Below are 11,494 nucleotides of genomic sequence, written 5' to 3'. Positions count from 1 at the left end.
CATACTTTTATATTCTTGTTTCATTTTACAATACGTATTGTAAAGTAGACAATTTAGTCAAAAATTGTCTACCCTAACAACTTACTTTTTTATATTTTTAGTTTTACTAAACATTAATTTTACATATATGTAACCCCTTCAAGAAATGAAGGGGCTGGGGCTTAGCTTACCTTTCAAAGATCAGTTTTAATTTTTGAAAGATGTTTCTTGATTCACTTTTGATGTTTACTTCTTTGTATCTGTCATAGTCGTCATCATCGTAGTATTCGATTACAAAGATAGTTTCGATAATCTTTTGTTTCGTTTCTTCACTGATTTTAAACATGAACAGCACTCCTTTGTTAAGAACTACTGTTATCATACACTGGCACACAGTCAGTTTTTGTCTAACCTTAATTTGTGTTTTGTTCTATCATGAATTGCAGCTCTTTTATATACTTTTCTTTTAACGATTGCGGTTCAATGACTTTGACTTTGCTGCCTTGGGATAAAAGCCACATAAGAATACCGTCTCCCATCACTTCAATTTCTACTGTGAAGCGATTATTATGATAATCCGAATGAATTAATTTCGCTGTTGGAAAACGATCCATGACAGATTCGATGATACCGTGGTTGAATTCAAAGCGTACACGTTTCCATTCGCCGGTATACATAAAGTATGTACGTTTTTTAAGTTCGCCTTCTTTGTAATAAGGAGAGTTAGGTAGTTGAATGTTTGTCGATTTAATTTGATAGTCTAGGATGCGGTCTAATCTGTAAATAGTATGTCTTTCCTTCTCATCTACGGCTACTAAATAAAAATAAAGTTCCGAAAAGGTCACATACATAGGACGGACAGTGTGCTGGCGCAGGCGATTAAGTGCGTTGGCATATTCGAAGTGCATTGATTTGCCTTGCTGAATTAAGGCGTTGATGTTCCATATGCGGTGGAGAAGCGGTGCCCCATGGTTCATCGGATGATAGTGAATAAACTCAGATTGTATTGTCTTATTGATAATTGCTTTGTCCTCTTCTGAAAGGCGCTCAGTTAAATTGTTAATAGTAGAAGTAATTTCCTCTTTGCTTAATCCTCTCGTCGCTATCAACATTTTAAGGATTGCAAGAATTTGAGGTGCATCCACATCTTGCTCTCCTGAATTTACCATGTGAAAGACATTTTCTTTATAACTATACTCAATACGTAAATGGGAGGTGGCATCGTATTCACCGAGGAATTTATTCAATGTAGAGATGTAGCGCTGTATTGTACGATCAGCTTTATTATCAAAGTGCTGACTGATTTCAGCCTTAGACATCTTCTCTCCATTGTTAAACCTCAAATACAGCTCTAAAATACGTGTTGACTTCGTCATAGTTAATACCCCTCTATTTTTTCTTTTATCAAATTATATCATGAAATTTATTATTTTAATGATTAAGTTGATATATTTAATTACAACATTTTGCCCAAGACAATTTTTGACTATGCCTTTCTCTATAATGAATGTATCAATCAAATTCAAGAAAAGGTGATGTCATGAATTATTTAAACCAATCTAGTAATCCAAACAAGTTTCAACATTTATCAAAGCAAGATACACAACTCGCAATGTTAATGTGGGTGCTCGCTCTATTCACTAATTTTGTGGGGCCGCTAATTCTTTGGGTAATGAAAAAAGATGAGTCAGAATATCTTAATCAACAAGGCAAAAACTATTTCAATTACGCTATCAGCTATGGTATTTACGGTGCAGTTTCATTCTTACTCATGTTAATCCTCATTGGTTATCTTACGACTTTTGTTTTAATAGTAATTTGTACGGTCTATACAGTTTTAGGGATAATTTCAACAAATAAAGGCGAAGACTATGTAGTTCCGTTTACCATTGAATTTATCAAATAACCATAAAACACGCCTTTAAAAGAGACATATATTACAAGTAAAACATCAATACTATACAAACCTTATCGCTCAAGCACTCGCGAGTTTTTTGTATCCATTAAACACCTAAAATGATTAGAATGTACATTATTTAAGGATTACGAAAACTTCATTAAATCCATCTAATTTTAACTGTACAACCTATTTTTACTGTGAGATTATTATTTTGAGATAGAAACCTGACTTCAACATCTCAAATACAAAAATATAGGTGAAGAATATGGATCTAATTAACAGTTCAACACAAAAAAATGCATTTCAACCTGTTCCTCAAGAAGAACGAACGATGGCCATGCTACTATGGCTTTTAAACATTTTCACTGGATTGATCGGCCCGCTCATCATCTGGCTTATCAAAAAGGATGAATCTCCTTTCATCAATCAACAAGGCAAAAACTATTGGAATTACGTTATCAGTTACTTTATTTACGGAATCGTAGCCACATTGCTTTGTTTCATATTGATTGGATTCCTTATCCTTCCGATTCTTGTTATTGCTTCAACAGTTTATTCCATCATCGCTATTGTTAAAACGAATCAAGGCGAAGACTATGAAGTACCACTATCAATCAGATTTATTAAATAGGATTCAAAAATTCCTGAAAATGAATTTACCCCCTAAAGTCGCATTATCCAGCTTTAGGGGGTACTTTATGTGCGTATAATACATTGTTTTAGGATGCAGCATTCTTTTCGTATCTTTTACTGTCTGCCTTATTTATTACCTCAACTTTATAAAAGTACGTATAAGATATCGTATTTTCTAACAATACCTTCTTATTCCTTTTATACACTGCTTCATTTCAAATGGGATGTTTACTATTAAATAGGGGATTATCTAAGAGAGCGTTTTATAGTGGATGTCGTAATACTTCATAACACTTTTAATCTGTATTCTCGAGTTTAAGAGAAACATTCGTAACAATTTTTTTACTCCAATATTTACATTCGAATAATTCTGGTTCAAAAAACATATAGTTGAAAGTCGTCGTATCGAATATACTACTGTATTTAATACCATCGTACCCTAAACTCTTAATAAAATCTGCAATATATTGAAATGGAATATAATCTTGTCCTTGAGAAGAGCTAGGTTCAGATATTCCATTTTGAATTTGTTTAATCACATCGTAATTCACGTAATATTTTGAGACCTCTTCTAAACCTCTGTTTAAAGATTTAGAAGTAAAATCAGATAAATCTGCAATTAATAATGACTTCTTATCAAGCTTATTGTTGTCTTTAAGTTGAATTTCTCCAACGTATACAATGTCATTATGTTTAGGGCGGCATTCATCGACACAAATAGTTGGAGAAGTAGACAAATACAAAACTCTAATCCATTGTGCATTCAAACGACCAGGGGTCACCGCATCTTTTGGCGGTGCCATAATCTCGCTTTGTTGTGAAATAAAATCCACAATTCTAGCTCGATAAAGATGAGGGATTTGCGAATTAAATTCATGTACTGGAATTGAAATTCTAGTCGCTTCTATAAATACCTTTAAATTTTGCAGACTTATCATATTGTTATGGAACCTTTGATTATATTTGAGTTCTTCACAAAACAAATTCCAGTCATTGTTCTTCAGTATTAAGTTTTCTTTCAAGAAAGTTTTGTCGGTTAATATACGTGCACCTACTTGCTGTTCAAACAACCGTGAATCTACATCGTTATCATTTTTGAATAAACTGATTACAATTTCTTTGATTTGAGGATCTTCTACATTAAAAATTGCCCAGTCATTCCTTAATGCGTGACTCAAGGTATATAGCTTTTCTATGCTGTAATTTTCTGGTAAATCACTACTGATTGAATAAATATCAAGGATTGGTCTTAAACAGTCTCGAACAACTTGAAGTGTTTCATTTTCAATACTCGTATCAAATATATGGACATTTTTATGTGAGGGGTCTATATCACATTGACCAATTGGAGCGTTACTATTTTTGAGGATTTCTTTAATTTCGGAATTTCTAAAGCACTTTTCGCATATTTTCATTAGCGTTCCTCCATAAAGCGGTTCATAAGTTCTAAATGATGCTTAATTGACAACTTTTTAATTGTTCCTAAACCTGGGTAACGTTCTTCATTGTATATCTTTTCAAACTCATCTAATGCAGAAGAAAAGTTATCATTAGATATAGTATGTTTCCATGCTATCAATTTATCTAATGCTTCTTTAAACTTATTAGCCGGATCTGAAATGTCTTCATTTGAGTCTGATACAAAGTGCTTGATTCTCAATTCTTTTTTATCATTAAAATATACAATATGAATTACGACAGCATATGGAGCAAATCCACCTTCTATAAAGTCAGAGCCTATTACTGAATAATCAGCAAAACTATTGTAACCATCTCTGTCATAATAAAGATGCGTATCACTGAAAAATTCATCTTCAACCTCTAAATAATCTGCATTCCTTTCTAATCTATTGAAAGCATCATCAATAACACCTAAAACAGCTTTTAATTTTTCAATTATCTTCCTTTGTATGCTGCGCTCATCAGGTGCTAAAAGACCAGCAATGTTTTTAGTTTCTGATATTTTATTAACTAACTCAGCATCATCAACATTCTTTAAAATAATAGTTTTAGGTTCTGTTAGAATGTTTTCAAAATCATTCTGTTCAATATTTTTATCCAAAATAATAACAGGCTTTGCATAAACTGTACCCTTTTCATCAGTTAAAGCTTTTTTAATATTTTCAGATTGCTCTGTACTTAAACTAAGTTCTGTTAAATTTGAATTCACAATAATATTGATATATTGATGTGACTCTTTAAATTTAGTTAATGTATTTACAAACGTAGTTGTATATTTTAACGGCTCAATAATTGGTTGAATATGCTTGCCAATCTTTTTTTCTTCTAGTAATTCTCTCAAAGCTAACAATTCATATTGTTTACCTCTTAAATATGGATGGTACATCCTTCGTCCTCCTTCATAAGTTCATAAAGCTTTTGCGTTTCTTTATGATTTAATTTATTAAAATATAAAAGATACTTCAGTTCTTTTGGCGATTCTAAAAATTCCTTTTCGAATTTTTGGAACCTGTTTCTTTTTTTTAGTTGTTTTAACATCAGATTATAAACATCAAAAATATCACATCGTTTAAAAACCTCTAGTAACACTTTGTATTCTGTGAAATCCGTGTAAGCAGGGAGTGAGAGGTTTAAGGCTTTAAGCACTTTTGTACGCTCTGGTTTTCTTAAAAATTTATACATACTTTCTATATCTAAATTCTCAAAGTAAGGAGTAGACTTTTGAACTTCATGAAGCGTGTTTCTTTTAGTAAGTACGTAAATCCCTACAGATGAGTTACTATAATGCTTTTTAATTTTTTCAACGTGACTTTGATCCGTTACAATCGAAACGTGATTGAATACTTTATAGTAATCTTCTATCTGTTGTTCTAGGCGATTCAAACTATCTAGTGCAGTTTTAATTTCATAAACCTCTGCCTTTTTGTTTATCAGTATAAAGTCAGCAATACTTTTTCCTATAGGCATTTCAGAAAGAGCTGTCGTAGTGTGAACCGAATGTTTACCTAACAACAACTTGTTTAGCAGCATATTTTTAAAGTAATACTCGTTTCTATATTTTTTCTGCAACACTTTATATAAAGCTTTTAGTTTTTCCAGGCTGCTTTTATGTGTATTATCCTGGATAAATTCAGAATAGGCCTCATCTATTTTTATGTACGAGTGATTTTGAACTAGTGCACGAAGGGTTTGATTAGAAAACATTTGATTTAAAACTTCAAATTTCATTATTTTCAGCACCTCCTCAACTGTTTTTTTAAATTATAATTAAGCCTCAGCTCAACAAGTTTAAGGAATATTATAAACTACAATGAAAGTTAAAGCACCTGTTTTTGTTAGGCTTATTCCATAAAATAAAGCACCCGACTCCTATGACTACTTAGGAATCGGGTGCTATTGCTTAATATATAATTACAGGGGGTTGGGATATTATGTTATATATCAGCTGAAGGAATGGATTTTTCCTCTTTTAATGGCAGTTAAGACATTGATGTCTTCGTCTACGATGATAATATCTGCATCTTTGCCTGCTTTAATACTGCCTTTTTGATCATCAATTTTAAGAGCTTTCGCTTGGTTCAAACTTGTTGTTCTCCATGCGTTTTCTAGGCTGTCTCCTGTGAACGCCAACAAGTTTTTAAGCCCTAGGTTCATTTTCAATATACTTCCGGCAAGGGAACCGGTTTTCAATCTAGCTTCTTTTCCTTTTACAACAACTGTTTGTCCGCCAAGATCGTATTCTCCTTCAGGCATACCTTTAGCACGCATTGCATCAGTGATGACATAAAAGCGTTCATTGCCTTTCATTTTGTAGGCAATTTTAATAGATGCCGGATGAGAGTGGACGCCATCTACAATAAGTTCAGTGTTCAAATCATCATTCGTCCATGCGGCACCAAAATCACCAGGGGCACGGTGCAAAAATGGTGTTCCCGCATTATAGAGATGCGTAATGTGTTTAGCGCCTTTTGATACAGCATCATTCACTTGATCGAAGTCTGCAGTAGTATGACCGATTGAGAAAATAATGTCATCTTTAAATGCCTCTAACATGACATCTGCGCCTTCAACTTCTGGAGCAAAAGTGATGACTTTGATTTTACCATGTGCAGTATCTTGGAAATGTTTAAGTTTTTCAACACTAGGTCGTTGCACGTAGGCTGGATTTTGTGCACCGATTTTATGTTCTGAAATAAATGGTCCTTCTAAATGGATACCTACAATTTCCGCTGCATCATGGCCGTTTTGCTGATCTGCATATTCTACGATAGATTCTAATGCTTTAGTGATATTTTCCTCTGACTGTGTCATAGTGGTCGCTAGGAAAGATGTTGTGCCTTCAGATAATAAGTTCTGTGCTAAATGTTCTAATCCTTCGACTGATGCATCCATTGCATCATTGCCGTATCCGCCGTGGATATGAATATCGATAAAGCCTGGGAGTAAGATTTTGCCTTCGGCATCATGTTGTGTCAATGGACCTGTATATGCACCATCGCTGATTTCTGCGATTTTGCCGTCTTTAATATGCACGTAACCTGATTCAATCACTCTATCTTCACTATAAATCTTAGCATTGCCAATTACATATTCTGACATTTGATTACCTTCTTATTCATTATCTAGTAATAAATCATTCACTTTTACAATATACTCTTTCGTTTTGCTGATGATGTCTGTGTCTTCGCCAAGCAGTTGGCCATTCACATAGGTAATTACCATTGGAAGGCTCATACCTGCATACAAATCAAACTGCTGACCTTGAAGCAATAATTTTGCTGCTGCGTTCGCAGGTGTACCGCCAAGCAAATCCGCAAAGACTGTGACATCTTCTGATCCTGCAAGTTCTGCTGAAAGCTTATTTTGAAAATCTTCAGCACTTTCATGCGGTAATAATGGAACTGGAACGATATCAGGCTGATCGCCTAAAATCATTTCTGTACTTTCTTTTAATCCTTCGCAAAATGCGCCGTGACTAATTAAAATTAACTTTTTCATCTATAGTTATCCACCTTTTAATTATGCTTTGCCGATAATACCTAAAGCTGACAAGATAATAGATACAACTAATACGATAAAGATAGCTTTAGTTGAGCTCATTTTATTGCGTCCAAGCAACCAATAAATTGCTAAAACGATACCAAGCGGTAATAATTTAGGCAAGATCATATTGAAGTTGTTTTGTACATCAATTGTTAATTTACCGATTTTAGGCATCCATGCGAACTGAACTTTAATCATTGTGGCGACAAGTGCTCCGACCATGAAGACCCCGAGCAATGTAGCAGCGTTAGTTAAAGTTTCAAGTTTGTGCTGCATTGTTGTAACAAGGGATACCCCTTCTTTATATGCAAATTCTAATTGTTTCCATCTGAAGACCATTACTGCGATTTGAGCTACTAACCAGATAAATGCACCGATCGGGTTGCCGTTAATCGCCATGTTCGCTGCTAAGGCACCGAAGATTGTAGGGATTAAAGAGGCAAAGATAGAGTCGCCGATTGCCGCAAACGGTCCCATTAAACCGACTTTCAAACCTTGTACTGAATCTTTTGCTTTTGTTTTTTCTTTTTCTTCCATTGCGATATCAATACCCATGATGATGGTATTGAAGAAGTTGCTTGTGTTAAAGAATTGTGTATGAGTTTTCATCATTTCTTTAAGTTCTGGTGTGCCGTCGCCATAAATTTTTCTCAATTGCGGAAGGATTGTATACAAATATCCAGAGGCTTGCATACGTTCATAGTTCCACCCTAATTGATATGCGAATAAACTACGGCGATTGATTTGATTAAAATCTTTTTTAGTTAATTTGTAAGATGTGCCGTTTTGATTATTAGAGTTCGTCATCCTCAATCTCTCCTTCGCTGTTATTATTCTTAGCTGAACCGCCATATTGAGGTGCTACACGATTTTCTGAAGTACGTTTGTATTCCATTGCCGCAAACGCAAATCCGATCAATGCGATAGCTAACATTGGCAAACCTGTAAATTTAATACCGAAGTGTTTGTCTAATCCAGCTACAGATGTACCAAGACCTGTCATACCATCAAAGACTGTTACGAATAATGCTGTTAATACAAAACCTAAGATAAAGTATGGGAAATGTTTTTTAACAGGCAAGTAACGTAATAAGATTGCGAAACCGACTGCTGGCAATACTGCACCGGCTACAGTTAAGCCGTCGCCTAACCATTTCAAATCTGTGTTCAAATAATTTACTACTGCTTTAACTACACCGCCGCCAAAAGCTAAGGCTAAGAATACAGGAATCATTCTTGAGAATGACCAAGGAATCATACCGTATAAATAGTTTCTTTCAATTGCTTTGTAATCAAAAGTTTCGATTTTGCTGTCAATTCTGTGCGCAAAGAATGTGTTTGCGAAACGAGCTAAGATATCTGTTTGAATCATTAAGCTCGCAACGGGTACTGCTAATGTTGCTAAGGCTTGTTGCGGGTTCATTCCAAGTGCTACTGAGAACGCAACCGCTAGTAATGTACCTGAGTTCGCATCAATTCTTGATGCACCCCCGAATGTACCTACACCTAAAATCGTTAATTGCATGCTGCCGCCGATAATCAACCCTGTTGTTACATCGCCCATAATCAAACCGGCGATTAATCCTGCAAATACAGGTTGGCTTAAAGATGAATAAATCTGTAATTCATCAAGAATCTGATACCCTGCATACAAGGTTAATAATAAGATCTGCCACCAAAGTATTTCCATGTTGTCTTCACTCCTGACTATCCTTTAATTAATGTCATAAAATCTTCTGCTTTGTCATTAGGAACCATTTGAGCAGTTATCTTAACGCCTTTTGCTTGTATCTCTTTAAAGTCGCTGATATCTTTGTCTGTTACATTGATTGAACGTGTAATAGATTTTGTTTCGTCTGATTGAGACATATTACCTACGTTCAGTACATCTAAGTCCACGCCGTGGTTGATTAATGCTAAGAAGCGGTCTGGTTGTTTAGCGATAACCATCAATCTTTGTGAATCATATTTACCTGCTTTGATATTCTCAGCTGCTTTAGCTACAGGTAATACACTTAAGCGAACACCAGCAGGTGTTGCGAGTTTCAAACCTTGCTTATCAATGGTACTTTGTGCGACTTCGTCATCAATTACCATAAAGCGTGAGATGTTTAATTTTGTTGCCCATAAGTTTGCGACTTGCCCATGAATTAATCGACCGTCGATTCTGTTTGCTATAATTGTCATGATGTTCTCTCCTTACTCTTATGAGGTTATATATTTAGGTGCTTGTAACAAGCTTATTTTATCTGCATACTTTCCTTCAGTTTCAAATACAACAATTGTATTCATGCCCTGTTTCAGCAATGCACCAGGAATGTAAAGCGAAAGTGTCGGTCCAATATCCCAATATCGTCCTATATTGAATCCGTTCACCAGAACAATGCCTTTACCAAAATCGCTAACATCTATATATGTACTTTGCGGGATATCGACAATAAATTCATAACGGTAAAAGCTCGGTTGTTCTGCTTGCCATTCTTGTTTAAAGTGTTCACTTGTCAATAAGTCAAAATCAATATCAAATTGTTCCCAGTTTTGGACAAAGTGCAAATCCTGCATCAAACCTTGTCCTATGCCTTTTCGTTGTGTAGGTGCTGTTAATTTATAACCATAGTTCACTCGTCCCATATTCTCTACAAGAATATCCGCTTGAACTGTTGGTTGTTTTAAGGCGACTTCAAACTTTTCGCCGATAGCTTCTTGGTATGCTGTATAAACTTTTTCGTTATCCAAGAAAAGCTGTACACGGTCCCTTGCATCGACAATTCTTAAATATTCTTGTCTTGTCGCTGTTTTCAAGGTTGTACGATATACCATATAGCCGTAGCCGCTTCCCGCTTTTTCCATCGACTCTGGATAGAATGACTGACTATAATGACTGATATCATTTAAGATACTGAAAAGACTCACTTTGCTTTTCAACTTAATCTCATCAATCTTCATTAATGGTTTCACCCTAGGTTCAGATTGTTCTAGTTCTGGAAAACGAGACTTAATCAAACGTTGGATTTTAAAGTACTTTTCAGTAGGATTGCCCGCTTCATTCAGCGGTGCATCATAATCATACGAAGTCACTTGCGGTAAATCGATACGACCACGTGCAGAACATCCATTCCAAAATCCAAAGTTTGTACCGCCATGAAACATATACAAGTTGATTGAACCTAGTTGGATTGCCTCTTTTATTTCGTTAATCAATTCATCGCTTTGGCGTGTTATCATGCGGTCTCCCCACCGATTAAACCAACCATCCCAAAACTCCATACTCATCAACGGCCATTGCTGATGAAACTGTTTATGGAATTGTTTCAGGTTATTTAAGCGTTTCACTGATTTAGAACCGAAATTACCTGTCGGCAATATGCCTTCTTCAGCAAGACTGCCGGCCTCTAAACATTGCTGCCAAGAACCGTCAGAAGTGAAGAGTGGTACAGTAACACCTCTGTCGCGCATCAACTGTGCTAAAGCATGCAAGTAGGCTTTATCTTCGCCATACGATCCGTATTCATTTTCAACTTGCATCATGAGTATAGGGCCATGATGGTCAATTTGAAGAGGAACTAATATTTCAAATAAGCGGTCATAATAACGTGCTGCATAATCTAAGAACTTTTGGTCTCTTGAGCGGACACGTACATCCTTGTTTAATAACCATGCGGGCAAACCTCCGAACTCCCACTCTGCACAAATATATGGAGAGGGTCGAACGATAACATATAGCCCTATATCTGCAGCAGTTTGAATAAAACGCTTCAAATCTTTCTTTCCTGAAAAGTCGAATACACCTTCAACTGTTTCATGAAAATTCCAAGGTATATAGGTTTCTACCGCATTAAAGCCTAAAGCTTTTAAGTTATATAAGGAATGTTCATAATCCTCTGGTAAAAGTCTGAAGTAATGAATTGCACCTGATAAAATTTTCAAAGGCTTACCATCTAACATAAATTCTTGCTCGACTGTGAATTGACCCAAATG

13 protein-coding genes are annotated in these 11,494 nt (G+C 35.3%); 2 read left to right on the top strand and 11 right to left on the bottom strand.

Translation table 11 applies throughout. The features are described from left to right. Positions 1 to 166 precede the first annotated feature (166 nt). Together DVJ99_RS13155 and DVJ99_RS11090 are read right to left on the bottom strand one after the other, a co-directional pair. Positions 167 to 325, bottom strand: a complete 159-nt coding sequence (locus DVJ99_RS13155) for a hypothetical protein (protein WP_162912191.1) — start codon at positions 323 to 325, stop codon at positions 167 to 169. A gap of 67 nt (positions 326 to 392) precedes the next feature. After that, a complete protein-coding gene (locus DVJ99_RS11090; protein WP_114604249.1) occupies positions 393 to 1,355 on the bottom strand; it encodes a helix-turn-helix transcriptional regulator in 963 nt (320 codons plus the stop codon). A gap of 131 nt (positions 1,356 to 1,486) precedes the next feature. Here DVJ99_RS11090 and DVJ99_RS11085 point away from each other — a divergent pair, with 131 nt between their 5' ends. Together DVJ99_RS11085 and DVJ99_RS11080 are read left to right on the top strand one after the other, a co-directional pair. Further along, the gene (locus DVJ99_RS11085) at positions 1,487 to 1,885 is read left to right on the top strand and encodes a DUF4870 domain-containing protein (RefSeq protein WP_240430843.1); all 399 of its coding nucleotides are present in this window, start codon (positions 1,487 to 1,489) and stop codon (positions 1,883 to 1,885) included. 259 nt (positions 1,886 to 2,144) lie between these two features. Further along, entirely contained in the window at positions 2,145 to 2,510 is a 366-nt protein-coding gene (locus DVJ99_RS11080) for a DUF4870 domain-containing protein (RefSeq protein ID WP_114604247.1), read from the top strand. Positions 2,511 to 2,808: 298 nt separating this feature from the next. Here DVJ99_RS11080 and DVJ99_RS11075 read toward each other — a convergent pair whose 3' ends face one another. From DVJ99_RS11075 to DVJ99_RS11035, 9 genes are all read right to left on the bottom strand, one after another. Then, positions 2,809 to 3,927 carry an RES family NAD+ phosphorylase gene (locus DVJ99_RS11075; RefSeq protein ID WP_114604246.1) on the bottom strand — a complete coding sequence of 373 codons (1,119 nt, stop codon included), beginning with the start codon at positions 3,925 to 3,927 and terminating at the stop codon, positions 2,809 to 2,811. After that, complete coding sequence (locus DVJ99_RS11070) at positions 3,927 to 4,859, bottom strand: sce7725 family protein (protein WP_240430842.1); 933 nt, start codon at positions 4,857 to 4,859, stop codon at positions 3,927 to 3,929. Before DVJ99_RS11070 ends, DVJ99_RS11075 begins: the two co-directional genes overlap by 1 nt. Then, on the bottom strand, positions 4,841 to 5,701 hold the full coding sequence (locus DVJ99_RS11065; protein ID WP_114604245.1) for a sce7726 family protein: 861 nt from the start codon (positions 5,699 to 5,701) through the stop codon (positions 4,841 to 4,843). The genes DVJ99_RS11070 and DVJ99_RS11065 overlap by 19 nt, the downstream gene beginning before the upstream one ends. 213 nt (positions 5,702 to 5,914) lie before the next feature. Next, on the bottom strand, positions 5,915 to 7,072 hold the full coding sequence (gene nagA / locus DVJ99_RS11060) for an N-acetylglucosamine-6-phosphate deacetylase (RefSeq protein WP_114604244.1): 1,158 nt from the start codon (positions 7,070 to 7,072) through the stop codon (positions 5,915 to 5,917). A gap of 12 nt (positions 7,073 to 7,084) precedes the next feature. Beyond that, entirely contained in the window at positions 7,085 to 7,471 is a 387-nt protein-coding gene (locus DVJ99_RS11055; protein WP_114604243.1) for a PTS sugar transporter subunit IIA, read from the bottom strand. 21 nt (positions 7,472 to 7,492) lie between these two features. Further along, positions 7,493 to 8,323 (bottom strand): PTS system mannose/fructose/sorbose family transporter subunit IID, encoded by an 831-nt coding sequence (locus DVJ99_RS11050; RefSeq protein WP_105993944.1) that lies wholly within the window; start codon positions 8,321 to 8,323, stop codon positions 7,493 to 7,495. Further along, positions 8,310 to 9,206 carry a PTS mannose/fructose/sorbose/N-acetylgalactosamine transporter subunit IIC gene (locus DVJ99_RS11045; RefSeq protein ID WP_105993945.1) on the bottom strand — a complete coding sequence of 299 codons (897 nt, stop codon included), beginning with the start codon at positions 9,204 to 9,206 and terminating at the stop codon, positions 8,310 to 8,312. Before DVJ99_RS11045 ends, DVJ99_RS11050 begins: the two co-directional genes overlap by 14 nt. Positions 9,207 to 9,223: 17 nt before the next feature. Next, a complete protein-coding gene (locus DVJ99_RS11040) occupies positions 9,224 to 9,703 on the bottom strand; it encodes a PTS sugar transporter subunit IIB (protein ID WP_114604242.1) in 480 nt (159 codons plus the stop codon). A gap of 18 nt (positions 9,704 to 9,721) precedes the next feature. Beyond that, a complete protein-coding gene (locus DVJ99_RS11035) occupies positions 9,722 to 11,491 on the bottom strand; it encodes a glycoside hydrolase family 35 protein (protein ID WP_114604241.1) in 1,770 nt (589 codons plus the stop codon). Positions 11,492 to 11,494 lie beyond the last annotated feature (3 nt).

The organism is Staphylococcus sp. EZ-P03, assembly GCF_003344575.1.
Taxonomy (GTDB): domain Bacteria; phylum Bacillota; class Bacilli; order Staphylococcales; family Staphylococcaceae; genus Staphylococcus; species Staphylococcus simulans_B.
The sequence above is the reverse complement of the archived record's forward strand: the minus strand, read 5'-3'. Positions and strand labels throughout refer to the sequence as shown.

What these genes read in the sequence shown, in the direction of transcription:
- DVJ99_RS11040 (WP_114604242.1), bottom strand. Translation starts at nt 9,703, where the DNA reads ATGACAATTATAGCAAACAGAATCGACGGTCGATTAATTCATGGGCAA.
- DVJ99_RS11090 (WP_114604249.1), bottom strand. Translation starts at nt 1,355, where the DNA reads ATGACGAAGTCAACACGTATTTTAGAGCTGTATTTGAGGTTTAACAAT.
- DVJ99_RS11080 (WP_114604247.1), top strand. Translation starts at nt 2,145, where the DNA reads ATGGATCTAATTAACAGTTCAACACAAAAAAATGCATTTCAACCTGTT.
- DVJ99_RS11055 (WP_114604243.1), bottom strand. Translation starts at nt 7,471, where the DNA reads ATGAAAAAGTTAATTTTAATTAGTCACGGCGCATTTTGCGAAGGATTA.
- DVJ99_RS11050 (WP_105993944.1), bottom strand. Translation starts at nt 8,323, where the DNA reads ATGACGAACTCTAATAATCAAAACGGCACATCTTACAAATTAACTAAA.
- DVJ99_RS11085 (WP_240430843.1), top strand. Translation starts at nt 1,487, where the DNA reads ATGTATCAATCAAATTCAAGAAAAGGTGATGTCATGAATTATTTAAAC.
- nagA (WP_114604244.1), bottom strand. Translation starts at nt 7,072, where the DNA reads ATGTCAGAATATGTAATTGGCAATGCTAAGATTTATAGTGAAGATAGA.
- DVJ99_RS13155 (WP_162912191.1), bottom strand. Translation starts at nt 325, where the DNA reads ATGTTTAAAATCAGTGAAGAAACGAAACAAAAGATTATCGAAACTATC.
- DVJ99_RS11075 (WP_114604246.1), bottom strand. Translation starts at nt 3,927, where the DNA reads ATGAAAATATGCGAAAAGTGCTTTAGAAATTCCGAAATTAAAGAAATC.
- DVJ99_RS11070 (WP_240430842.1), bottom strand. Translation starts at nt 4,859, where the DNA reads ATGTACCATCCATATTTAAGAGGTAAACAATATGAATTGTTAGCTTTG.
- DVJ99_RS11045 (WP_105993945.1), bottom strand. Translation starts at nt 9,206, where the DNA reads ATGGAAATACTTTGGTGGCAGATCTTATTATTAACCTTGTATGCAGGG.
- DVJ99_RS11065 (WP_114604245.1), bottom strand. Translation starts at nt 5,701, where the DNA reads ATGAAATTTGAAGTTTTAAATCAAATGTTTTCTAATCAAACCCTTCGT.